The 23,251-nt window shown below is 65.6% G+C and carries 26 protein-coding genes and 1 other RNA gene; 15 read left to right on the top strand and 12 right to left on the bottom strand.

Going from position 1 to position 23,251, the window contains the following annotated elements:
* Positions 1-213: 213 nt before the first annotated feature.
* On the top strand, positions 214-810 hold the full coding sequence (locus AABA51_RS07705) for a gamma-glutamyl kinase (RefSeq protein ID WP_338276137.1): 597 nt from the start codon (positions 214-216) through the stop codon (positions 808-810).
* 4 nt (positions 811-814) lie between these two features.
* Here the strand turns inward: AABA51_RS07705 and AABA51_RS07700 are convergent, their stop codons facing one another.
* From AABA51_RS07700 to AABA51_RS07660, 9 genes are all read right to left on the bottom strand, one after another.
* On the bottom strand, positions 815-3,085 hold the full coding sequence (locus tag AABA51_RS07700; RefSeq protein WP_338276135.1) for an ATP-binding protein: 2,271 nt from the start codon (positions 3,083-3,085) through the stop codon (positions 815-817).
* A 171-nt stretch (positions 3,086-3,256) separates the two neighbouring features.
* Entirely contained in the window at positions 3,257-4,417 is a 1,161-nt protein-coding gene (locus AABA51_RS07695; RefSeq protein WP_338276133.1) for an RsmB/NOP family class I SAM-dependent RNA methyltransferase, read from the bottom strand.
* Between the two features lie 31 nt (positions 4,418-4,448).
* The gene (gene guaB / locus AABA51_RS07690; RefSeq protein WP_338276131.1) at positions 4,449-5,903 is read right to left on the bottom strand and encodes an IMP dehydrogenase; all 1,455 of its coding nucleotides are present in this window, start codon (positions 5,901-5,903) and stop codon (positions 4,449-4,451) included.
* An 82-nt stretch (positions 5,904-5,985) separates the two neighbouring features.
* Positions 5,986-6,702 carry an RlmE family RNA methyltransferase gene (locus tag AABA51_RS07685; RefSeq protein ID WP_277822631.1) on the bottom strand — a complete coding sequence of 239 codons (717 nt, stop codon included), beginning with the start codon at positions 6,700-6,702 and terminating at the stop codon, positions 5,986-5,988.
* A gap of 87 nt (positions 6,703-6,789) precedes the next feature.
* Complete coding sequence (gene acuI, locus AABA51_RS07680; RefSeq protein WP_338276128.1) at positions 6,790-7,782, bottom strand: acryloyl-CoA reductase; 993 nt, start codon at positions 7,780-7,782, stop codon at positions 6,790-6,792.
* 51 nt (positions 7,783-7,833) lie between these two features.
* Positions 7,834-8,937, bottom strand: coding sequence for a dimethylsulfoniopropionate demethylase (locus AABA51_RS07675; RefSeq protein WP_338276126.1), 1,104 nt, complete (start codon positions 8,935-8,937; stop codon positions 7,834-7,836).
* Complete coding sequence (locus tag AABA51_RS07670) at positions 8,928-9,443, bottom strand: DinB family protein (RefSeq protein WP_338276124.1); 516 nt, start codon at positions 9,441-9,443, stop codon at positions 8,928-8,930. Before AABA51_RS07670 ends, AABA51_RS07675 begins: the two co-directional genes overlap by 10 nt.
* Before the next feature lie 4 nt (positions 9,444-9,447).
* A complete protein-coding gene (locus AABA51_RS07665) occupies positions 9,448-10,140 on the bottom strand; it encodes a DUF1326 domain-containing protein (protein WP_338276123.1) in 693 nt (230 codons plus the stop codon).
* A gap of 14 nt (positions 10,141-10,154) precedes the next feature.
* A complete protein-coding gene (locus AABA51_RS07660) occupies positions 10,155-10,916 on the bottom strand; it encodes a DUF2182 domain-containing protein (RefSeq protein ID WP_338276121.1) in 762 nt (253 codons plus the stop codon).
* Between the two features lie 70 nt (positions 10,917-10,986).
* Here AABA51_RS07660 and AABA51_RS07655 point away from each other — a divergent pair, with 70 nt between their 5' ends.
* Positions 10,987-11,727 carry a FadR/GntR family transcriptional regulator gene (locus AABA51_RS07655; RefSeq protein ID WP_338276119.1) on the top strand — a complete coding sequence of 247 codons (741 nt, stop codon included), beginning with the start codon at positions 10,987-10,989 and terminating at the stop codon, positions 11,725-11,727.
* 117 nt (positions 11,728-11,844) lie between these two features.
* The gene (locus AABA51_RS07650; RefSeq protein WP_338276117.1) at positions 11,845-12,888 is read left to right on the top strand and encodes an ABC transporter substrate-binding protein; all 1,044 of its coding nucleotides are present in this window, start codon (positions 11,845-11,847) and stop codon (positions 12,886-12,888) included.
* Between the two features lie 58 nt (positions 12,889-12,946).
* On the opposite strand, the gene AABA51_RS07645 is transcribed toward AABA51_RS07650, so the two are convergent.
* Positions 12,947-13,255, bottom strand: a complete 309-nt coding sequence (locus tag AABA51_RS07645) for a DUF6525 family protein (RefSeq protein WP_338276115.1) — start codon at positions 13,253-13,255, stop codon at positions 12,947-12,949.
* Between the two features lie 77 nt (positions 13,256-13,332).
* On the opposite strand from AABA51_RS07645, the gene ssrA reads away from it, so the two are divergent.
* Positions 13,333-13,687, top strand: a transfer-messenger RNA (tmRNA) gene (gene ssrA, locus AABA51_RS07640).
* 63 nt (positions 13,688-13,750) lie between these two features.
* Here the strand turns inward: ssrA and AABA51_RS07635 are convergent.
* Entirely contained in the window at positions 13,751-14,212 is a 462-nt protein-coding gene (locus AABA51_RS07635) for a hypothetical protein (RefSeq protein WP_338276113.1), read from the bottom strand.
* Between the two features lie 330 nt (positions 14,213-14,542).
* Here AABA51_RS07635 and AABA51_RS07630 point away from each other — a divergent pair, with 330 nt between their 5' ends.
* From AABA51_RS07630 to AABA51_RS07580, 11 genes are all read left to right on the top strand, one after another.
* Positions 14,543-14,908 carry a DUF4345 family protein gene (locus AABA51_RS07630; protein WP_338276111.1) on the top strand — a complete coding sequence of 122 codons (366 nt, stop codon included), beginning with the start codon at positions 14,543-14,545 and terminating at the stop codon, positions 14,906-14,908.
* Between the two features lie 88 nt (positions 14,909-14,996).
* Positions 14,997-15,467, top strand: a complete 471-nt coding sequence (locus tag AABA51_RS07625) for an SspB family protein (RefSeq protein WP_338276109.1) — start codon at positions 14,997-14,999, stop codon at positions 15,465-15,467.
* 80 nt (positions 15,468-15,547) lie between these two features.
* A complete protein-coding gene (locus tag AABA51_RS07620) occupies positions 15,548-16,108 on the top strand; it encodes a class I SAM-dependent methyltransferase (protein ID WP_338276107.1) in 561 nt (186 codons plus the stop codon).
* A gap of 73 nt (positions 16,109-16,181) precedes the next feature.
* Positions 16,182-17,576: a class II fumarate hydratase gene (gene fumC / locus AABA51_RS07615; protein WP_338276106.1), complete on the top strand. Its 1,395-nt coding sequence runs from the start codon at positions 16,182-16,184 to the stop codon at positions 17,574-17,576.
* Positions 17,573-18,103 (top strand): gamma subclass chorismate mutase AroQ, encoded by a 531-nt coding sequence (aroQ, locus tag AABA51_RS07610; protein ID WP_338276104.1) that lies wholly within the window; start codon positions 17,573-17,575, stop codon positions 18,101-18,103. The genes fumC and aroQ overlap by 4 nt, the downstream gene beginning before the upstream one ends.
* 14 nt (positions 18,104-18,117) lie before the next feature.
* The gene (locus AABA51_RS07605; RefSeq protein ID WP_338276102.1) at positions 18,118-18,324 is read left to right on the top strand and encodes a DUF4169 family protein; all 207 of its coding nucleotides are present in this window, start codon (positions 18,118-18,120) and stop codon (positions 18,322-18,324) included.
* Positions 18,321-18,548, top strand: a complete 228-nt coding sequence (locus AABA51_RS07600; RefSeq protein ID WP_338276100.1) for a ribbon-helix-helix domain-containing protein — start codon at positions 18,321-18,323, stop codon at positions 18,546-18,548. Before AABA51_RS07605 ends, AABA51_RS07600 begins: the two co-directional genes overlap by 4 nt.
* A gap of 33 nt (positions 18,549-18,581) precedes the next feature.
* Positions 18,582-18,839 carry an N-(5'-phosphoribosyl)anthranilate isomerase gene (locus AABA51_RS07595; protein WP_338276098.1) on the top strand — a complete coding sequence of 86 codons (258 nt, stop codon included), beginning with the start codon at positions 18,582-18,584 and terminating at the stop codon, positions 18,837-18,839.
* A 158-nt stretch (positions 18,840-18,997) separates the two neighbouring features.
* Positions 18,998-19,753, top strand: coding sequence for a cytochrome c biogenesis CcdA family protein (locus AABA51_RS07590; protein WP_338276096.1), 756 nt, complete (start codon positions 18,998-19,000; stop codon positions 19,751-19,753).
* A 42-nt stretch (positions 19,754-19,795) separates the two neighbouring features.
* The gene (locus AABA51_RS07585; RefSeq protein ID WP_338276094.1) at positions 19,796-21,034 is read left to right on the top strand and encodes a hypothetical protein; all 1,239 of its coding nucleotides are present in this window, start codon (positions 19,796-19,798) and stop codon (positions 21,032-21,034) included.
* On the top strand, positions 21,031-22,392 hold the full coding sequence (locus AABA51_RS07580; RefSeq protein ID WP_338276092.1) for a cytochrome P450: 1,362 nt from the start codon (positions 21,031-21,033) through the stop codon (positions 22,390-22,392). The genes AABA51_RS07585 and AABA51_RS07580 overlap by 4 nt, the downstream gene beginning before the upstream one ends.
* A 12-nt stretch (positions 22,393-22,404) precedes the next feature.
* Here the strand turns inward: AABA51_RS07580 and AABA51_RS07575 are convergent, their stop codons facing one another.
* Positions 22,405-23,241, bottom strand: a complete 837-nt coding sequence (locus tag AABA51_RS07575) for a hypothetical protein (protein WP_338276090.1) — start codon at positions 23,239-23,241, stop codon at positions 22,405-22,407.
* Positions 23,242-23,251: the final 10 nt, after the last annotated feature.

Genomic DNA, 23,251 nt, shown 5'->3' with positions numbered 1-23,251 from the left:
CCTCCCTTATTCCACGTCGCTGCCGGGGCGGCAACGGGATGCTCGTGTTCACCTCTTGTTCCTGTGTATCTGTGCAAACAAAAGGAGAACATTTCAAGTGAATTCTTGTCTGGCCCGAGTTTTCACGTGATTGGTTAAAAAGGTGTTACCCTTGTGTTACCGCGTGGTGTGACCGCGTGTGGCCGCCGCGCGCGTGGTCTGGGAATTGTACGCATGTTGTTGTTCTGGAAAGCCAAACTCGTCCTTCTCGCGGTTCCGAAAACCGGCACCACCGCGCTCGAGGAGGCGCTCTTGCCCCATGCGGATGCGGCGATTCTGAACCCGCCCGACAAGAAACATGTCACCGCCCGGCGCTGGCGCGCGCAGCTTGCGCCCTATTTCGAGAACAAGGGCGCGCGCCCGCTCGAGACGATGGCGGTGATCCGCGAACCGGTCGATTGGCTCAAGAGCTGGTATCGCTACAGGGCACGGCCCGAGATCGCGGGCAGCCCCGCCTCGACCGCCGGTATCGATTTCGACGCTTTCGTGACCGGTTGGCTGTCCTATCCCGAGCCGGAATTCGCGCGGGTGGGGCGGCAATCGCGCTTCGTTTCCGACGCTTCGGGGCGGGTGATCGTGGATCACCTCTTTCGCTACGACGCCCTGCCCGCGGCGGTGGCCTTTCTCGAGGGCCGGCTGAATTGCACCCTCACGCTTCCCCGGCGCAATGTCTCGCCATCGGCCGCGCTTGCTCTCTCCCCCGCGCTCGAGGCGCGCCTGCGCCGGGAGGCCGCGGCCGATTTCGCCTTGTGGGACAGCATCGGCCGCTGAAGGATCATCCGATTTCGCGCGCCACCGTCTCCGTCAACTCGGTCAGAGAAAAGGGTTTTGCGAGGAACACGGAATTGGGCACTCCGATCGATCCATCCTCGATCTGGTCCTCGGCATAGCCCGACATGAACACGACCCTGACACCGGCTCGCCCCTCCAGCGCGCGGCGCACCCAGCTTGGCCCATCCAGACCCGGCATCACCACGTCGGTCAGGAAAAGATCGACCTCCAGCGCCGGATCATCGAGCCGTTGCAGCGCATCCTCGCCGCTCTCGGCCTCGATCACGACATAGCCGCGCAGGCGCAGCGCGCGGGCGGCAAAGGCGCGCACGGGCGCCTCGTCCTCGACCAGCAAGATCACGGGTGTTCCCGCGCGCAGTTGTGTCGTCGCATCGGGCGCGACCTCCTGCGCCGGGCAACTGGCCGGATCGACGATCCCCGCCCCCCGTCCACCGGGCGCAAAGGCATGGGCCGGACAATAGATGGTGAACCGGCTGCCCACCCCCACCTCGCTGTCCACGAAGATGTAGCCCCCCGTCTGCTTCACGATTCCATAAGCCATCGACAGGCCCAGCCCCGTCCCCTCGCCCACGCGCTTGGTGGTGAAGAACGGCTCGAAGATACGCTGCAGCTTGTCGGGCGGAATGCCATGCCCCTGATCTTCCACGCAGATCGTCACGTAGCGCCCTGTGGGCACCTCGGCCCGGTCGCGATAGAGCGGCTCCGACAGATGCAGCACGCGGGTTTCCACCCGGATCTCCCCCCCCTCCGGCATCGCGTCGCGCGCGTTCACCACGAGGTTCATGATCACCTGGTCCAGCTGCCTGCGGTCCGCCCGGATCGGCACCAGCGCGGGATCATGGACAAGCCTCAGCGTGATCCGTTCCCCGACCAGCCGGTTGAGCAGATGCGTCAGCTCGCCCATGCTGTCGCGCAGGTCGAAAATCTCGGGCTCGAGCGTCTGCTTGCGCGAAAAGGCCAGCAATTGCCCCACGAGCGCCGCCGCACGATTGGCATTCTGGTTGATCTGTTCCAGATCGGCGTAATCCGGGTCGCCCCGGTCATGGCGCAGCATCAACAGGTCGCAATGCCCCCCGATGGCGGTCAGCAGATTGTTGAAATCATGCGCAACCCCGCCGGCCAATTCGCCGATGGCCTGCATCTTCTGGCTCTGGACGAATTGCTGCTCCAGTTTCTTGAGCTCGGTCGCGTCATGCAGAACCGCCAGCAACGAGGGGCCGCTCGCATCAGTGATGCGGGCAAGCGTGATCTGGACAAAGACATCCTGATCCCGGTGGCGCACCCGCACCACCTCGGACCGGTCGGGTATCCGCGCGGCCAGCGTGTCCATCACCCAGTCATTCACCGGGCGGCCCAGCCCCTCGACCAGGGCGGACAGCGTCCCCCCTGCCTCCGCGCCGATCCCCAGCAGGTGGCGCGCGGGCAGGTTCGAGGCCAACAGCCTGCCATCGGCCCCAATGTGCAAAAGCGCCACGGGCAGCGATTCGAAGGCGCGCGCGGCCACCGGTGCCATGTCCGGTGCATGCGCCTCCGGCACCAGGTAGATCTCCCGCCGCCCGTCGCGGGCAGGCAGCACCACGGGCAGGATGTCCACCGCCCCCTGTGCGGCGATCATGCGGCAGCGGCGACCGGGGATCAGCGCCCCCTCCCCCTCGATCACCTCCGACAGCGCCGTGGCGCGCCGACCCAGGATATCGCGCAGCGCGCCGTTCATCGACAGGATCGTGTCCGAGGCGCTGACCACCATCATCGGCAGCCCGATCCCTTCCCCCGACGGCAGGCCGTCGGCCTCCAGATCGTCGAGCCGCCAGAAAATGCCCGCGCCAAGGCGATGGCCCGTTAGCCGAACCGCGCCCCGGGGTGCGGGGATCGTCTCTTGCGCAAAGGCGCGTCGGTCGAGCTGGCGCTGTTGGCGCAGGATGACAGCCGCCGCATTGGGCAAGGCCGGGCCAAGCGCACGGGCCAACAGCTGCCCCCGTGCCTGCCCGAAGCGTTCCAGCGCCGCGGCATTGAGAAACAGGATTTCTCCCGCCGCGTCGGTGCACAGACAGGGCGCCGGATCCTGTTCCACAAGCGCCATGGCAGCCCGCAACCTGCCCCGTAGGCGCCCCAGGTGCAGCCCCTGCCACAGCACGCCCATGGCCCCGGCCGCGAACAACCCGCCCGCCACGGCCCAGGCCCACAGGCCATAGGGTCCGCTCAGCGCGCTTGCCGCCACTGCGGCAGCCAAGCCGCCGAGCATGATCAGGATCATCGGTCGGCGTCCGGGTCCCGGCCGATGTGCCTCCCCGACAAGCCGTCGCGTCACATCCGCCTCAACACTCACCTGCACCTCCACAAGCGTCGCGCGACAGGGCCGCACATTCCGCCTCACTACAGGAGCAAGTGTTAAGCCTAGCTTAAATTCGCGCAAGCCTGTGCCGCATCAGGCCTCGGGGGCCCGCAGCACGGCGTGAAAGAACCCGTCCGAGGCCGACAGGGGCGTGTCGCAACCCGTTTGCGCCACCTGCCAACCGGTGGCTTGCGCGCAGAACCGCGCGATCTGGGCCTCGTTCTCGGCGTGAAACAGCGAACAGGTCATGTAGACGAGCGAACCGCCCGGGCGGACCAGCGGTGCGGCCTCGGCCAGGATCGCCGCCTGCACCCGCTCCAGCTCGGCCAACCGTTCCGGCGTCAGACGCCATTTCGCCTCGGGATCCCGCCGCCACGTGCCGCTGCCCGAACAGGGCACATCGCAGAGCACGGCGTCAAACCGTCCCATCCGCGCCAGCGCCGCCCGATCGAGCGTCCGGATGACGACCCCCGCCCGCTCGGCCCGCGGTGGCAGATCCGCCATGCGGCCCGGGTTCGCGTCATGGGCAAAGACCTGGCTTCCGCAGGCATCCGCGATGGCCAGCGCCTTGCCGCCCCCGCCCGCGCAATAATCGAGGATCCGCCCCTCGGGCCAGTCGATGCCGCGCACGGCCCGCTGCACCGACAGGTCCTGCAATTCCACCAGGCCATCCTGGTAGGCCGTGCAGGATTTGATGCGGCGCGCCCCCGATGTGACGACAAGCGCCGTGGCCGCGCCCGCGACCGGCTCTGCCGCCACGCCGTCGCGCGCCAGGGCCGCGACAGAACCCGGCAGATCGATCCGGCGCAGGTTCACCCTCAGATAGACCGGCGCGCGGCTCCGAAACGCCCCCAGTAGCGGCGCAAGCTCCCCGCCGACCCGTGCCTCCAGCAGGGGCAATGTCCAACCGGGCACGTCGGCCGTCCCCGCCGGTTCTGTGCCCCCGGCCAATTCCGCCTCCGACAGCGCGTCGGGCGCATGGCCCTGCCCAGTGAACAGGGCCGCCGGGTCGCCGCCTTGCATCCGCAGCAAACCGATCGCAAGCGCCCGACCGGTCTCGCCCCCCCCAAGGGCGGCGCAGGTCCCGCGCGCGCGCATGATGTCATAGACATGATCGCGCACCGCTGCCCTGTCGCCCGATCCGGCATAGCGCGCGGACCGGGCCCAATTGGTCAGGGCCTGTTCCACGGGCATACCCGCCACCCAGGCGTCCAGAACCACGATGGCCGCCTGCAGGCGCGCCCCCGGGGTCACGAAACCACCTCAAGATCGGCCCGCAGAACCCTCATCCCAAACGATAATTCGGGCTTTCACGGGTGATCTGCACATCGTGGACATGGCTTTCCTTCAGCCCCGATCCCGTGATGCGCACGAACTGGCAATTCTTCCGCATCTCCTCGACCGTGGCGCAGCCGGTATAGCCCATGGCGGCGCGCAAGCCGCCCACCAGCTGATGGATCACCGTGCCGGCAGAGCCCTTGTAGGGCACCTGCCCCTCGATCCCTTCGGGCACCAGCTTGTCGCTTGCCGCATCCTTCTGGAAATAGCGATCCGCCGATCCCCGCGCCATGGCGCCCAGGCTGCCCATGCCGCGATAGCTCTTGAAGCTGCGGCCCTGGTACAAGATCACCTCGCCCGGGCTTTCATCCGTGCCCGCGATCATGCTGCCCACCATGGCGCAATGCGCGCCCGCGGCGATCGCCTTGGCGAAATCCCCCGAATACTTGATCCCGCCATCCGCGATCACGGGCGTCCCGCTCTCGGCGGCGGCCTTGGCGCAATCCATGATCGCGGTCAGCTGCGGCACACCCACGCCCGCCACGATCCGCGTGGTGCAGATCGACCCGGGGCCGATGCCCACCTTGACCGCATCCGCCCCCGCCCCGATCAGCGCGCGCGTCGCCTCGCCGGTGGCGACATTGCCCGCCACGACCTGCACCGCGTTGGACAGCTTCTTGACCCGCTCCACGGCATGGGCCACGCCCTCGGAATGGCCATGCGCGGTGTCGATCACGATCAGATCGCAGCCCGCATCGATCAGGGCTTCCGAGCGTTCGAACCCCGCATCACCCACCGTGGTGGCGGCGGCCACGCGCAACCGGCCCAGCTCGTCCTTGCAGGCCTGCGGGTTCAGCACGGCCCGCTCGGTATCCTTCAGCGTCAACAGACCCGTCAGCTTGCCCTCGGCATCGGTGACAAGCAGCTTCTCGATCCGCCGCGCCTTCATCAGGCTGATCGCCTGGCCCCGGTCGGCGGGCTCGCGCAAGATGGCAAGGTTCTCGCTCGTCATCATCACCCGCACGGGCGTGTCGTCTTGCTCGGCAAAGCGCATGTCGCGGTTGGTGACGATCCCCAGAACACGGCGGTTCTCGTCGACCACCGGGAAACCGGTGAACCCGTAGCGCTCCATCAGCGCGCGCGCATCGGCCAGCGTCTGGTCGGGGGTCAGCGTCACGGGGCTGTAGACGATCCCGCTCTCGAAGCGTTTCACCCGGCGCACCTCGCGGGCCTGCGCCTCCACGTCCAGGTTGCGGTGGATCACCCCCATGCCGCCGGCCTGCGCCATGGCAATCGCCATGCGCCCTTCGGTCACCGTATCCATGGCCGAGGACAGAAGCGGGATGTTGAGGCTGATCGCCTTGGTCACCCTCGTCCGCGTATCCGCCGTGGACGGCAGGACCGAACTCGCCGCAGGCACAAGCAACACATCGTCGAAGGTCAGCGCTTCGCGAATCTCCATCGGATCCTCCTACAGGTCGGGGATTGCGTTGCCACGGCCCTATCCCATGGGTCGGGCGCGAAGAAAAGACCGAAATCTGGGGTCAGCCGCGAAACCCTGTCGCAACCACGAATTTCTCGGAACTGTCCGACCGGCTCGCGGGCGGCTTGACATTGGCCACCTTGTCGAACCGCTGCTTCAACAGCGTCTGCAACCCGCTCTCGGCCCCCCCCGCCAGGACCTTGGCGACAAAGGTCCCGCCGGGTTCCAGCACGTCAAAGGCCAGCTGCGCCGCCGCCTCGCACAGCGCCACGATGCGCAGATGGTCGGTCTGCTTGTGCCCCGAGGCGCTGGCCGCCATGTCGCTCATCACGACATCGGCCCGCCCCCCCAGCCAGCCCTTCACCTTCTCGTCCGCGCCATCCTCCATGAAATCGAGCACATGCAGCTCGGCGCCCGCGATCGGCTCAACCTCCTGCAGATCGACGCCGATGATGCGGCCCACAGCCTTGCCCGACTTCTCGCCAAGCGCATTGATCCGCGGCACCGCCACCTGGCACCAGCCCCCCGGCGCACAGCCAAGGTCCACGACCCGCGCACCCGGCACAAGGAACCGGTAGCGGTCATCGAGCTCCATGATCTTGTAGGCCGCCCGCCCCCTGTAGCCCTCGCGCTTGGCACGCTGGACATAGGGGTCGTTCAACTGCCGCTCCAGCCAGAGCGTCGAGCTCAGCTTGCGCCCACGCGCGGTCTTGACCTTGGCGCGCAACTCGCGCTGGCCGCGTCCGCTCGTGCTCTTGCCGGTCGGGCTCTTCGCCATGATCCCCAGATGCCTCGCTTCATCTTTCCACAAATATGCAGACAAGACGCCAAACACGAAAGCCCCGGTCGGGTCAACGCCCTCCGCTCAACCCCGCACGTCGACCACGACGCGTCCGCGCACCTCGCCCTTCAGGATCGCCGCCCCCAGCCGGGGCAGATCCTCAAGCGTGGCAGGCGCGATCATCGCCTCGAGCTTGTCCATCGGCAGATCGCGCGCGATCCTTTCCCAGGCGCGCAGACGGTTGTCATGAGGCTGCATCACGCTGTCGATGCCCAAGAGGTTCACACCGCGCAGCAGAAAGGGGATGACCGTCGCAGGCAGGCCCGCTCCCCCCGCCAGCCCCACGGCGGCGACCGAGGCACCGTATTTCATCTGTCCCAGCACGCGGGCCAGCATCGCGCCGCCCACCGCATCGACACATCCGGCCCAGGTCTCGGCCTCGAGCGGGCGCTTGACCGTCTCGGCCAGATCGGCGCGCGGCACGATCCGGGCGGCGCCAAGGCCCTTCAGGTAATCCTCCTGCTCCGGCCGCCCCGTGACGGCGGCGACCTCATGGCCCAGCTGGGCCAGGATCGCGGTCGCGACCGACCCCACGCCGCCTGCCGCCCCTGTCACCAGAACCTCGCCCGCGCCGGGTTTCAGCCCGTGATCCTCCAGCGCCATCAACGCCAGCATCGCGGTGAACCCCGCCGTGCCCACCGCCATGGCCGCCCGCGTGCTCAAGCCGTCGGGCAAGGGCACCAGCCAATCGGCCTTCAGCCGCGCCTTTTCGGCATAGCCGCCCCAATGCACCTCGCCCACGCGCCAGCCGGTCAGGACGACCTTGTCGCCCGCCTTGTAGCGCGGATCGTCCGAGGCCTCGACCACGCCCGCGAAATCGATCCCCGGAACATGGGGGTAGCTGCGCACCAACCCGCCGCCGGGACCAAGGCAGAGGCCATCCTTGTAATTCACCGTGGAATACTCGACCGCGACCGTCACGTCGCCCGGGGGCAATTGCGCCTCGTCCAGCGTCTGGACGGACCCATGCGTCTTGCCCTCGTCGTCCTTCTCCACCACCAATGCGCGGAATGCCATCTTGCCTCTCCTTCTCCGCCGCACATCAACGTCGCGCGGCAATTGCCTGTTTCAAATCCAGAAATTCTCGCGAACGCGCGCCGGAAAGGTGCCGTCCTGCGTCTCGACCGTCACCTCGGTGCCCTCGTCCCAATGCGTCATCCGCACCATGCCGATGGCCACCCCACAGCCGAAATCGGGCGAGACGGCGGCCGAGGTCACCTGCCCCACCCGTTTGCCCCGATCCGACAGCTGCCAGGCCCTGTCGCAGCGCGGCAATCGGTCGGTCTCGATCTCGATGCCGCGCACCTGCTTGACCGGACCGTCCTTGACCACCCTGAGCAGCGCATCGCGCCCGATGCAGCCGATGGCCGTCGCCGTATTGCAAAACCGGCCCAAGCCCGCCTCATGCGGCGTGTTCTCGCGCGTCATGTCATTGCCGTAGCTCAACAATCCGCCCTCGACCCGCTCGATCCCGTTGGGGCAGCCCGCCCGCACATCCAGATCGCGCCCCGCCTCCATCAGCGCATGCCACAGCGGCATGCCCATATCGGACCCCTCGACATAGATCTCGAACCCGCCCTGCTTGGAATAGCCCGAGCGCGCGATCACCATGTCGCGTCCCATGAAATCGAAATGCCCAAATCGGAAAAAGCGGATGCCCCGCACCCCATCGCCAAAGACCCGCGCCATCAGCTCATCGGCCAAGGGGCCCTGCACGGCGAGCGGCGAGACATCGGGCTCGTCGATCAGCACATCCAGCCTGTAGCCATGCGCGATCCCCTTCACCCAGAACAACAGGTCGCTGTCGGCGATGGAAATCCACCAGCGATCCTCCGCCAGTTTCACCGCCACCGGGTCGTTCAACATGCCGCCCGTCTCATCTACCATGGGCAGGTAGTAGCATTGCCCCGGCAACATGCCCCGCAGGTCGCGCGGGCTCAGCATCTGCACCAGCTTGCCCGCATCGGGCCCCCGCACCTCCACCTGCCTCTCGCAGGCCACGTCCCAGACCTGCACGGCGGATTTGAGATGGCGGTAATCCTCCTCGACCGAGGCAAAGACAGTCGGCAACAGCATGTGGTTGTAGACCGTGTAGGCGCTCACGCCCGCGGCCTCGACCCCGTCGGAAAAGGGCGTGCGCCGCAACCGGCGCGAGGGGGAAATCAGCGCCATTCGGGGATATCCTCGGGCATGAAGGGAAGATCGGTATCGTCGGGCCTCGCGCCTGCCGCCGTCAGCATGGCATGCACCTGCCCCCGGTGATGGGTCTGGTGGTTGAACAGATGCATCACGCAGACCGAGGCCGGCTTGCCGATCTCGCGACCCATGGCAAAGGAATGCCAGCGGATGTCCCCCGCCAGGTCCTCGCCCGTCACCATCCAGGCCCATCCCGCGATCCGCGCATCAAGCTTGGGGCGCTCGGACCAGAGCGTCGCCCAATCATACATCCCGGGCGAGGCCGCGATGCTGCCTCCCGGCCCCGCGCCGCCGTCGAACCGCGCCATCCACATCAGGTCGCCCCACATCAGGTGGCTCAACGTCGCCCGGATCGAGCCGAAGAACGCGCCCCTATGGGCCTCCCGCTCCGCCTCGGTCAGGCTTGCCGCCGCCTGAAAGATCGACTGGTTCTGCCAGGCGTTGTAGCGCGCCATCATCCGGCAATAATCGGGGGTGATCATGGATTTACCCCTTGCCCGGCCCGGACCAGTCGATCTGGCAGATCTCGGCCGACCGCCCCCCGAAATCCCAGACCCGGCCAAAGGCGCGCACGCGGCCCTTGCTGGCGGTGGCCACCGTGATGTCGGGGCCCATCCAGTACTTGGTGTTGCGGATCACGATATCCTCGTCGGGGTCCTTGCCGCCCACCGGATAGACCACGCCCTCGATCTTGCGGCCCACCGTGATGTGGCGCGTCTTGCCGTCGGTCTCGTAGCTGACGGGCTGGCGTTCCACCCCGATCACCTCGCCAACGAGCACGCTGAACAGCCCCGTGGTGCCCTTGGCCTTGCCCGAAAAGATGTCGACCAGCGCGCGATAGGCCGCGTCGCTGGCGCGGTCATCGATGAAGAGCGCCACCTTCCAGTTGCCCCGGCTCATCATGCCCGGGATCTCGATCAACAGCCCGATGTTCAGCCCCGACAGGTCGGTCTCGCCGTAATGGCCCGCGTCGATCCGGACCCCGCCCCAGGTCTGGCAATGCCCCTCGGTCGGCGGATGCAGGCCCAGCGACACGACGCAAGGGCAGAACACCGTGCAATTGCAGTTGAGGATCAACTCCCCCTTGATCGCCCAGGGGATCGTGCCTTGCCCCGACCGGGGCGCACCGGCCGCGCGGTTGTCGATCGGTGCCGCCACCGCGATGCGATCACTTGCCATCTCTCATCTCCTCCTCAAAGGGTCGTGGCCAGCGTCACCGCCGCCCCGCCCAGCAATGCAAAGCCCACGGGCCGCGTCAGCCAGCGCCCGATCTCGGGCAGTTTTTCCAGGACCATCAGAACCGTCGCGATCCCCATGAAGGCGAGGTTCATCACGCCCCCCACGAACCCCAGCAGCATCAGCGCCCAGCAACATCCCAAACAGACCGCGCCCAGCCGCAGCCCGTTGCGCCACGGCCCCTCCTCCCAATGCTGGAGGAAAAACATCATCGGCTGGCGGCATTTCGACAGGCAGGCCTCCTTGAACGCCGTGAATTGCCACGCCCCCGCCAGCGCCAACAACAGCGCCGACAGCAAGCCGGACAGGCTCGCCCCGAACGGGTCCAGCAACCCCGCGCCGACCAGCACCATCTGCGCCCCCGCGGCCAGGGCCGAAAACCCCAGCCAGATCATGAGGTAACCGCCCACCAGCGCCCAGATCCGCGTTCTTGCCCCCGCCGCCGACAGATCGTCATAGGTGGCCAGCGCGGGCAGCATCGTGGGAACCATCATCGCCGCCGACATGATCGCCCACATCGCGACCAGCCCCGCAAATCCCGCCGCATCGGGCGTGGCGACACACAGCGCCGCGATCAGCTCCCAGCCATAGACCTCGCCTGCCGCCCGCAGATCGGCGGGAATCGCCATCGCATAGATCAGGCCCCAGGCGACCAGGATCAGGCCGTAAAGACCCAGCCATTCCGGCTTGCCCATGCTGCGGATACGGGTGGCGATCATGCGGGCCGCCCTCCCCCAAGCGACTCAATCCTCTGGACAGGAAAATGTCAGACCTTTAAATGTCTGACAAATGAAAATCGACCCCGACCATCCCGCTGGCCTCTCCGCCCAGATCGCCGCCGCGATCCGCGACGCGATCGTGTCGGGCAAGCTGATCGTGGGCGACCGCCTCCCCTCCGAGGCCGAACTGGCCGAGCAATTCGCCGTCTCCCGCCCCACGGTGCGCGAGGCGCTGAAACGCCTGGCCGCGCAATCGCTCATCCGCACCCAGCGCGGGGCTTTCGGCGGGGCTTTCGTCAACCGGCTCAGCTATGCCGATGCCTATGCCCAGCAGGTCACGACCTCCACGCTGCTTTTGGGCATGAACGAGGTCAGCTTCGATGCCGCCTGCGAGGCGCGCTTTGCCATGGAACGCGCCTGTGCGGGCCTCGCCGCCGACAGGCGTCAACCCGACCATCTGGCCACCATGCGGGCCGAGATCACGCGCCAGGCCCAGCCCGGCCTGACGGACGAGGCGTTTTGCGCCTCCGATGTGGCCTTTCATCGCGCGCTCGTCGATGCGGCGGGCAACCCGGTCCTGTCCTACCAGCTTGCCGGCGCGGTCGAGGCGATGCAGCCCCTGATGAACATGATCACCTTCACCGCCCGCTCGCGCGAACGCATCGTGGCGCTGCACCGCCGGATCGCGGATGCGGCCGAGGATCGGGACGGCGCAGGGATCGCCCGCGCCCTCGAAGAGCTCGAGACCTATACCCGCCAGCTCGCGCAATCGGTCTTTGCCGCCCGCGCCGCCGCACCGGGCAGCGCCTAGGCCCCTTGGGCATTTTAACCCGAAACGCCCGGCAATTGCCCTTGTCCACTGCGCCCTGCACACTTAGGTTCCCACGCGATCCGAGCCCCGGATTGACACAACAGGGATCGCAGACACATGACCAATCGCACCGCCCTCGGCACTGCCATGGCCCTTGCACTCACCGTGCCCTCGCTGGCCGCAGCGCAAGACCTTCTCGTCTTTGACTATTCGGGGTTCGAAACGCCCGAATTCCACCAGCCCTTCATCGACCAGCACGGCGCATCGCCCGAATTCGTCTTCTTCGGCGACGAGGATGAGGCGTTTCAGCGCCTGCTCGCGGGCTTCCGGTCCGATGTCACCCATATCTGCGCAGGCTCCGTGCCGCGCTGGCAGGAATCGGGCATCATCGAAGCCTGGGACCGCTCGCGCATCGACGCCTACGAGACGCTGAACTCCGACCTTCTGGGCTCGGATGTGCGCGCAGGCTCCGCCGATCTGATGTGGGTTCCCACCGATTTCGGCTCGACCGCCATCGCCTACAATGCCGAAACCGTCCCGGCCGAGGACGTGGCCTCGCTCCAGATCTTCACCAACCCCGCCTATGCCGGGCGCCTGTCGATCCCCGACAACGTCGATGATGCCTATGCGCTGGCCTATCTCGCCACCGGCGTGACCGACTGGACCAACGCCACCGACGAACAATTCGAAGCCGCCACCGCCTGGCTGCGCCAGATCCACCCCAACCTGCTGAACTACTGGGTCGATCCCGGCGAGATCGCGCAGCTCATGGCCTCCGGTCAGGTTCAGGCCGCCTGGGTCTGGAACGAGGTTCCCGTCGCACTCGCGGACGAGGGCTTCCCCGTGGGCTTCCAGCGCAACACGACCGAGGGCACCTCTGTCTGGCTTTGCGGCTACGTGAACATGGCCAATGGCGAAGGCTCCGAAGATCAGGCCTATGATTTCATCAACGCGATGCATGCCGAAGTGTCGGCGGGCCCGCTGCTCGACAACGGGTTCGGCACCGCCAATGACGCCGCCCTTCAGGCGCTCGGTGCCGAGGCGCTCGAGGCCGCGGGCCTTGGCCCCGTGACGGTGCCGGTTCTGGCGCAACTCCCGATGTCCAACGAACAGCGCGAGCGTCAGGCCGAAGCCTTCGAACGGATCAAGTCGGGCTTCTGATCCGATCTGCACAGATCACCGAAACGGGCGCCCGTCGTGGCGCCCGTTTTCTTTTGGCTCAGGCCATTCCCGGATCGCGCGCCAGCATCGCGGCCTCTGCCCGGTCCAACCGCGCCCTTGCGCGCTTCGGGCACCCCTCCTCGGCCATGGCCCGCCGCCACAGCCGCAGGCAGGACCGGGGCGACCAGGGGCGCGCCGCATGGGCCACCCAATCGCGCAATTCCGCCGGCAGCGCATCATAGGCCCGCATCGGATCCTCCGCCCGCGACCGCCGCTTCAGCCGCGTCGCGCCCAGATTGCCGCCAGCCTGTGGCGCATGATCCTGCCGGGACGGCGCAAACCTGCTGAAACGGGGATCATGACGCATTGCCTGCCCTCCATGTGACGGAACAATACGTTATGTTATGTCATAACTATCATGCAAGGGGCCATTCCCGCGCCATCCATCTTGAAAACCCGAGCCCGCCCGCGTATCTCTGGGGTGTCCCGGCAACGGGACTATGGACATAAACGCGCTCGGAATAAGCGGCTCGGACCCGGGGGCGGTACCCGGCGGCTCCACCAACAACCGTCATTTGCGGTGCATGGGGCCGAAACAGGATCGACGAACGTCTAAAGGGGTTATGCTTTGTCCCGGTGAGGTACCACCGTTATCGGTCCGAAACGTACAGTTGCAAATGACAACCGTGCTCCGGCAATGGCTCTGGCTGCGTAAGCAGCTCGGGTCGCCGAAACTAAGTCCTTGCGCCTAGCAGCGTAAGGCGGGGTTCGCAGGCACCTGGCAACAGAAGCCTGCACTTTCCCCCCACATCGCCGACAGACAGCCCGGGGCCCTACCGACCCCGGACCGCCCTGTCGCAGCTCAGAAGGTTTCGAGCGTCAGCTCGGCACTGCAGATCTCGCTGCCATAGGTGCCGACCCAAACGTCGAACACCCCGTCGCTTGCGCCGACGATATCGATGACGGGATGCACCGCGCCGTTGAAATCATCCGAGAAATGCCACTGCCCCGTGCTGTCGTTGACCAAAAGCACCGTGTCGCAATCGCCCACCACCCGCAGTTGCAGCAGGTTGTAGCCCGCCAGGCCCGACAGCTGGAACTCGAAATCGGGGCCGGAAACGACCATGCCCGTGCCCGGAACCGACGGGCAGGCGTCCAGATCGATATCGCCCCCGGCCGCGACCCCGTAGCTGTTGGGGCTCCACAGATCCTCACCCGTGGTGGCGATGGTCATCCCCGCCGGATCCGAGACCGAGGGACACGCCAAGGCCCCCCCTGTCGACGCCAGGAAGACAAGCACACCCAGCGCGGTCAGTTTCGTCATGATGATCTCCTGTCGGTTCGGAAGACATGGCCGGTCGCACTGCATCGGGGGGCCAGTCCGGTCCGAACCCTGTACATGTCCATGGCAAATCCGATGCAGTCCCCCGTGAGCTATCAACCCGCCCCTATCCCGTCGAGAGAAAAGCGGCACCACCGTGCGTTTCGCCCAACTTTCGTGCAGCCCCATCCGCATGGCTTGCAGCGCCCGCGCCACTCCCGGCTCCGCCTTGCCCGACGCGCGCCCAAATTTTTTCACGCGCAAGTGATCCGCCCGGCTCCGCGCTACGTTAAAGAACCGACAGATGCGTCAAGATTGCCCGAAAGGACCCAGATGACCGCCCTCGACTTCATCAATTACGCGGTTGCGATCCTGACGATCGTCCTTGGCCTCATGGGGTGGCTCGCGCCGCGCTGGACGATGGAACAGCTCGACATGCAGGCAGGCCCCTCCAACATGGCCTATACCGAGGTGTCGGCCGCCTCCGGGTGCCTCTTCGTCGGTCTGGGCCTTGGCGCGATCTTTCTCGACCAGCCGCTCGCCTGGGTCGTCGTGGGCCTGGCCTATGCGGGCGCTGCGACCGGGCGCATCACCTCGATCTTCCGCGACAATGCCGCCAGCCGCCAAAGCTGGAGCTTTTTCGCCTGCGAGGCGGGGCTTGCCGCCTGGCTGATCCTCGCCAACCTGCCCGCCGCCTGAAACACCGCGCCCAAGCGTCAGGCTGCGCCTTTCAAATCGAAACGAATCTTCTATGGTGAGGGCACCTTACAGGGATGCCCTGCCGCTCATGTCCGACCGCCCCACCTCCATCGCCTATGGCCGCCTCATGCATCACGCGATGCGCGGCCTGATCCAGCGGGTCCTGTCGGAAGTCGCGGCAACCGGCCTGCCCGGCGATCACCATTTCTTCATCACCTTCGACACCACGGCCGAGGGCGTGGGGCTGGCCGATTGGCTGCGCGACCGCTACCCCGAGGAAATGACCATCGTCATCCAGAACTGGTATGACGGTCTGGCCGTGGATGATGACGGTTTCTCCATCATCCTGAATTTCGGGGACAATCCCGAAAGCCTGCGCATCCCCTTCGACGCGATCCGCACCTTTGTCGATCCTTCGGTCGAATTCGGCCTGCGCTTCGAGCGGACCGAAACCCCCGATGACGGCCCCGAGGATGAACCGCCCGCACCGCCCCCCACGGGCAAACCGGGCCAGGATGCCGAGGTCGTCAGCCTCGACCGGTTCCGCAAGAACCATTGATCCGTCGCGGGCGGGCTTGCCCTGCCCCCGGCACGGGTTAGAACACCCATCGACAGCGGGGCACAGCGACGGGGCGGACCATGGCCAACAGCGATTTCGCGCTCTTCATGGGCCAGCTTTTCCGCCGCCCGCACCAGGTGGTGGCGCTTGCCCCCTCCTCCCGCTTTCTCTGCGCCGAAATGGCGGCGGGTATCGACCCCGCAGCGGGTCCCGTGATCGAATTGGGGGCCGGCACCGGCAACATAACGCAAGCCATCCTCGATCGCGGCGTAGCCCCCGAAAACCTCCATTCGATCGAGATGAACCCCGATTTCTGCGAGCGCCTGCGCGCACGCTTTCCCCGGATCAACGTGCACCAGATGAGCGCGGGCGATGTCGGCACCCTGCCTGTCGCAGGCGCACAGGCCGTGATCTCGGGCCTGCCGCTCCTGTCCATGCCGCTGGCGCTCCAGCGCGACATCCTCACCGGCACCTTCCAGCGCGTGAAACCCGGCGGCAGTTATGTCCAGTTCACCTATGGCCCCAAGCCCCCCGTGGCCCGCGCTGTGCGCGAGGAACTGGGGCTCGACTGGACGGTCTCGCGCAAGATCTGGTGGAACATGCCCCCCGCCCGCGTCTATCGTTTCACCAAACCCGCCTGAGGCAGCTTGGCCGCATTGCACGACGCGCAAGGGGCCGCTAAACGGCATGCAACGGCATACCGGAGGGATCAAAATGACCGCCACACGCACAGAATCGGACAGTTTCGGCCCGCTCGAGGTGCCCGCCGACCGCTATTGGGGCGCACAGACCCAGCGGTCGATCATGAATTTCCCCATCGGCTGGGAAAAGCAGCCCGTGGCCATCGTCCGTGCCCTGGGCGTGATCAAGCGCGCCTGCGCCGAGGTGAACAAATCCACCGGCAAGCTCGACGCTGATCTCGCCGATGCGATGATCGCCGCAGCCCAGGAAGTGATCGACGGCAAGCTCGACGACCATTTCCCCCTCGTCGTCTGGCAGACCGGCTCCGGCACCCAATCCAACATGAACGCGAACGAGGTCATCTCGAACCGCGCGATCGAGATGCTGGGCGGTACCATCGGCTCGAAAAAGCCGGTCCATCCCAACGACCATTGCAACATGGGCCAGTCCTCGAACGACACCTTCCCGACCGCGATGCATATCGCCGCCGCCGTCACGGCACATGAGGTTCTGATCCCCGGCCTCGAAAAACTGGCCGAGGGGCTCGAGGCCAAGGCGCGGGCCTTCAAGGACATCATCAAGATCGGCCGCACCCATACGCAGGATGCGACGCCCCTGACGCTCGGTCAGGAATTCTCCGGCTATGCCATGCAGATCCGCAACGGCATCGCCCGGATCAAGCTGGCGCTGCCCGGCATCTACGAACTGGCCCAGGGCGGCACCGCCGTCGGCACGGGGCTCAACACCGACAAGGGCTGGGATACCGCCGTCGCCGCCCGGATCGCCGACATCACCGGCCTGCCCTTCATCACCGCCCCCAACAAGTTCGAGGCGCTGGCCGCCCATGACGCCATGGTCTTCATGTCGGGCGCGATCAAGACGGCGGCCATGGCCTGCTACAAGATCGCCAATGACATGCGCTTTCTCGGCTCCGGCCCCCGTTCGGGCCTTGGCGAACTGATCCTGCCCGAGAATGAACCGGGTTCCTCGATCATGCCGGGCAAGGTGAACCCGACACAGGCCGAAGCCATGACGCAGGTCTGCGCCCATATTCTCGGCAATGATGCGGCCATCGCCTTTGCCGGGTCGCAGGGTCATTTCGAACTGAACGTCTACAACCCGATGATGGCCTATAACCTGCTGCAGAGCATGACGCTTCTGGGCAATGCCGCCGACAGCTTCACCGAGCGTATGCTGATGGGCACCGAGGCGAACGTGGACCGCATCGGCAAGCTGATGCGCGAAAGCCTGATGCTGGTGACGGCGCTTGCGCCCACCATCGGCTATGACAATGCGACCACCGTGGCCAAGACCGCCCACAAGAACGGCACCACCCTCAAGGAAGAGGCGATCCGCCTCGGCTTCGTGGACGAGGAAACCTTCGACCGCGTCGTCCGCCCCGAGGACATGATCGGACCCAAGGGATGATCGCCCCGCGCGCCCGGGTTCTGCTGATCTGCCTTGCGCTTGTCGCAACGGCCTTTCTCGGCACCGGGCGCGCAATTGCGCAGGAACCCGCCTTGGCGGAGCTGATCACCGACCGGCTTGCCCTGATGCAGGATGTGGCGGCGTGGAAATATCTCCACGCCCTCCCGGTCGAGGATCTCCCGCGCGAGGCCGCCGTGCTCGAGGCGATGGCCGCACAAGCCACGTCCCTCGGGCTTGATCCCGCCCCCCTCGTCGCCTTTTCCGCCGCCCAGATCGACGCGGCAAAGGCGATCCAGTCCTGCTGGTTCGCGCGCTGGACGGACGGGTCTTTTCCCGCCCCGACCCAAGCGCCCGATCTGGCCGCCGTGATCCGCCCCGAAATCCTGCGCATCGATGCAGCGCTTGTGGCGCTCGTGGCTGCGGGACAGGTGCCCTCGACCATGCCGCCCCCCAGTCTCGACTGCCTCGCCCCGCAAACCGCCGCCACCTTGGCCGAGGCAGCCCTCGGCCTTGCGGGCGCAGGCTGACGGGGGGAAATCACATGGCGCGCGACGTGATCAATCTTGGCCGGGTCCGCAAACAGCGCGCGCGCGACGAAAAGCGCCGGACCGCCGACGCCAATGCCGCACGTTTCGGCCGGACCAAGGCCGAACGCGCCGCCGAAGCCGCCCGCCTGCGGGCCGAGGCCGCCCATCTCGACGCCCACCGCCGCGATCCCGCCGATCCTGCGGGGGAGCCCGAGGCATGAGCGGTACCTCCCGCCCGCGCAAACACTCCCTGACCCTGCGCGGTCACCGTACGAGTGTCTCGCTCGAAGATGCCTTCTGGACCGAGCTTCAGCGGCTCGCCGATCTGGAGGGGAAATCGGTGAACGAGCTGGTCGCGGAAATCGACGCCGCGCGGGGGGTTAAATCCGGGTTAGCCTCCGCCATCCGCGTTCACGTTCTGGAAAGAGTGAAGGCTGAATCTTAGGGCTCCGTTAACCGGAATCGGGGAAAACGGGGTATGGACAGGACACCGCCCCATCTCTCGCCCGAGGCGTATCTGGCCGATGTCTTCGGCAGCAAACTGGTGCGGAACGGCAAGGTGATCCGCAGGTCGCTGCGCGATGTGGATCGCTACTTCGGCCGCGACGCCTTTGTCGAAGAAGTGTACCGCCGTGGTTTTCGCGCGATAGAGAATGCGGGCCAGATCATCATCTTTTGCAACGCGGAACCCGTGCGCATCCTCCGCCCGAAATCTGCGCAGCATCCCGTCGCCTAAGCCGCCGGAAAACCCGGGTTTTCCGGCCTGGAAACCTCGAGGTTTCCAAGCCGTTTTCCTCGAGGAAAACGGCCGCATCTCACACGTCGACCCCAAGCCAACGCGAATGTGACGCGATGGCGCGTGACGCTCCCGCCGGAACAGGCTAGACGAAATTCATGTTCGGGATCGACCTTTTCGACGCCAGCCTTTTGCCCGCGATGCTCGTGGCCTTTGCCGCGGGCATCCTCAGTTTTCTCAGCCCCTGCGTCCTGCCCATCGTGCCGCCCTACCTCGCCTACATGGGCGGCATCACCATGGCCGAGATCGACGGCAACGCCCGCGCCGCGCGCCGCAAGGCCTTGATCGCGGCGCTTTTTTTCGTGCTCGGCCTATCCACGGTCTTCGTCTTCCTCGGCTTCACCGCCTCGATTTTCGGCCAGTTCTTCCTCCAGAACCAGATCCTTCTGGGCCAGATCGCGGGGGCCGTGATCATCGTCTTCGGCCTGCATTTCCTTGGCGTCATCACCATCCCGATCCTGAACCGCGAAGCGCGGCTCGACGCGGGCGATCAGGGCGGATCGGCCTTTGGTGCCTATATCCTCGGCCTCGCCTTCGCCTTCGGCTGGACACCCTGCATCGGTCCGCAACTGGGCGCGATCCTGTCCATCGCCGCGACCGAGGCGAGCGTATCGCGCGGCACGACGCTTCTGGCGATCTATGCCGTGGGTCTCGGCATCCCGTTTTTGCTGGCCGCTGGCTTCATCGACCGCGCGATGGGCGTGATGAACCGTATGAAAAGACATATGAAAACCATCGAACGCATCATGGGCCTCCTGCTCATCGGCGTGGGCGTGGCGCTCATGACAGGGGCGTTTTCCGCCTTTTCCTTCTGGCTGCTCGAGACCTTCCCCGCGCTTGGCCTTTTGGGCTGATCGGCCCTATCCCTGCCGCAATCCCGCAGTATCCTGCGCCGCATGACCAAGGTGGCGCGCAGGCATGTGTTCTATATCCCCGGCTTCGACCCGGTGCCGCCGCGCGCCTATCGGGAACGCTACCGGCGCGAGGCTGCGCGGCAGGCTGCCCTGTCCGGCTACGAGATCACGAAAGCCAAGGCCCCAGATGGCGCGCGGTTCGGCTGGGGCGTGAGCGCAAGGATCGAAGGACAGGAGGTCACGACCGGCTTCGAAATCCTCCATTGGGCCGATATCGTGCAGGCGGGGATGCGGGGCGGCATCCTTGCCACCTACCTGGGGCTGGTGCGCACAGCTTGGGCCTATATCGGGTCGGGCGCGCTGTTTCGCCTGATGCGCCTGAGAAAAGGTCCCGTGATTGCAGCCCTTTACCCGGTTGTGGTCCTTCTGGCCCAACTGGGAATCGCGGCGCTGGCCGGGATGTTGGCGGGCGCGGGGCTTCTTGCGTTGGTCGATGCGGCGGGCTTCACCCTGCCCTTTGCTCTGGCCCTTGTCTTGCAGGGCGCCGTAGCGCTCTTGATTGCCCTGCCCATGCTGCGCTGGTTCCAGCGCCGCGATCATCTCTACGCCTGGTACCTGATGAAGGATTACGCCTTTTCCTCGCGCCACGATGGGGCCTATCCGCCCGCGCAAGACGCGCGAATGCAAGACTTCGCCGACCGCATCGCAAGCGCGCTGGCCAGCGATGTCGACGAAGTGCTGATCGTCGGCCATTCCTCGGGCGCCTATATCGCAATCTCCGTTCTTGCCGACCTGATCCGGGCCGGACACATGCGCCCAGAAGGGCCGGCCCTGTCGCTCCTGACGCCCGGCCATGTCGTGCCGATGGTGAGCTTTCTGCCACGCGCGACACGGCTGCGGGCGGATCTCGCCTTTCTGTCGGTGCAGGATGTGGCGTGGGTCGATGTGACGGCCCCCGGCGATGGCTGCGCCTTTGCGCTGTGTGATCCTGTGGCCGTCTCGGGCGTCGCCCCGGTCGGCAAACGCTGGCCGCTCGTTATCTCCGGCGCCTTCACCCGGACCTTGCGCGCCGAGACGCGCGCAGCCCTGCGCTGGCGGCTTTTCGAGCTGCATTTCCAATACCTAAACGCATTCGACAATCTGCCGGGCAATCCCGATGATTACGATTATTTCCGCATCACCGCTGGCCCAATGACGCTTGGCGCGCGCTTTGCCGATCGCGCACCCTCGGCCAGCCGGATCGAGACGCCGGTGAACCGCCATACCGGGATCGCGGCATGAGCGAAGCACCCGATCTGCCACCGAAACCCCCCGCAAGGGCCGAGCGCGTCTCGCTCTGGCGTTACATGCGGCTTTTCCGGCAAGACATCCTCTCGGCTCAACCCGCCCGCCTGTACCGCGCCTGGATGGCGGAATTTCGCACGCCCTTTTTTCGCAGCTACATGATCAACCAGCCCGCGCTGATCGACGAGGTACTGAAAGCGCGCCCGATGGAATTTCCGAAATCCGACCGCGTGGGCGAAGGGTTGCGCCCCTTGCTCGGGCGCTCCGTCTTTCTGACCAATGGCGCGGAATGGCAACGCCAGCGCCGCATCATCGATCCGGCCTTCGAGGGGGGGCGGCTGCGCGATACCTTTCCCGCGATCTGGGCCGCGGGCGAGGCGGCGGTGGCGCGCATCACCCAAGGCACCCGCGAGATCGAGGAGGATATGAGCCATGCCGCAGCTGACGTGATCTTTCGCACGCTCTTTTCCCTGCCGATCGAGGATCGTGTCGCCGCCCGGGTCTTTCACCAGTTTCGCGCCTATCAGCGCACCCAGCCGATCCTGAATGCGGCGGCCTTCCTGCCCCTGCCCCGCTGGATGCCGCGCGGCCATCGGGCCGAGACGCGGCGCACCGCCAAGGCGATCCGCGCGCTGATCACCCAGATGACCGCCGCCCGCATGGCCGAGATCGTTGCAGGCACGGCGCCCGACGATCTGGCGACCAAGATCATGACAACCGCCGATCCCGAAACCGGCGCGCGCTTCACCACCGAGGAAATGGTCGATCAGGTCGCGATCTTTTTTCTGGCGGGCCATGAAACCAGCGCCTCGGCGCTGGCCTGGGCGCTTTACCTGCTGGCGCGATATCCCGAATGGCAAGAAAGGCTGGCGGCAGAGGCGGAAGAGGCTTTGGCCCAAGGCCCCGATTTCGCGGTCATGGCCAAGCTGCGCCTTGCGCGCGACATCTTCCGCGAGACACTGCGCCTTTATCCGCCCGTGCCCATGATGGTGCGAGAGGCGACCGGCCCGGAATGTTTCCGCGACCGTGACCTCCGCCGGGGCAGCCAGATCGTGATCTCGCCCTGGCACCTGCACCGCCACGCGCGCCTGTGGGACAATCCCGATGGTTTCGATCCCGGCCGCTGGACGACCGAGAACGGCAAAAGCTGCCTGCGAGAGGCCTTCATCCCCTTTTCCGCAGGGGCAAGGGTCTGCGCCGGCGCAGGTTTCGCCATGGTAGAAGGGCCGCTCCTGCTCGCCATGCTTATCCGTGCCTTCCGGTTCGAGGCCCTGCCCGAACGCGTGCCGATGCCGGTCGCTTATCTGACGGTCAGGGCGAAGGACGGGATCTGGTTAGGGATAAGTAAGCGTTAAGCTGCCTAAACATCAGGCATGCGAGCCGAGCCCGCAAATCTGTGCAAGACGCTCTTTCAATATTTCCTCAATTATACTTGCATGTGGCGTGTATTCGGAGCCTGTATATTTGGTCAGTGCAAAAATCTTGTTGTTGTTTATTCTACAAAATGTACTGCCAGCTTGAGTGATCAAATCTTCGCCTTGGTGCCGCAGCCTGATGTTTGGTTCCAGAGCTGTCATAAGTCCGTTCTCTATTCCGAAAACACTCAAATAAAATGCCATAAAGGCCTGCTCCGGAGCCCGCCCAAAGACCCGCCTGAGCTCTGGCCTGGCCAAGGCCCGTGCGAGGATCGGATCGAAAACACCGCCATGGGAAATGAAACCACCCATATTGTAGCCTGTTTGCGAATTCAGTCCAAGCTCACTCATCGACTGCGCGATGTGCCCGTTCAATATGGTCCTGCTTAACTTGGAAGGTCCGCGGAAATAAACTGAGCGTTGGCCCATCTTGGGGAAGTACCAAGAGGCACCCCAGGTAGACAAGACAATCGAATTGGCATCCAAGAATACAAATGAGTGGTTGTGACCACAGAAGGCATTGAACTTTCTGAAATAACGCCAAGATGGCACATTTGACCGATAGCATTCGCTTCCATAGATATTCCTGCCAATGTCATCGATTTCTGGATTAACGTCGATAATTTTTATCCGAGTGCAGTTCGATGAAAGGCGTGAAATCCTCGACATCGCCTCGTCAAACGGAATGACATAAAGGTCAGAATCGGGGTTGAAGGCAAAAAAGAAACGACAAAAGCGCGAAAAATCGTTATATCGGGCATCGCTCGCCATGGTAAAGAAACGGATCATTTTCTCCAAA

Source organism: Roseicyclus marinus, from assembly GCF_036322625.1.
Taxonomy (GTDB): Bacteria; Pseudomonadota; Alphaproteobacteria; order Rhodobacterales; family Rhodobacteraceae; genus Roseicyclus; species Roseicyclus marinus_A.
The sequence above is the reverse complement of the archived record's forward strand: the minus strand, read 5'-3'. Positions and strand labels throughout refer to the sequence as shown.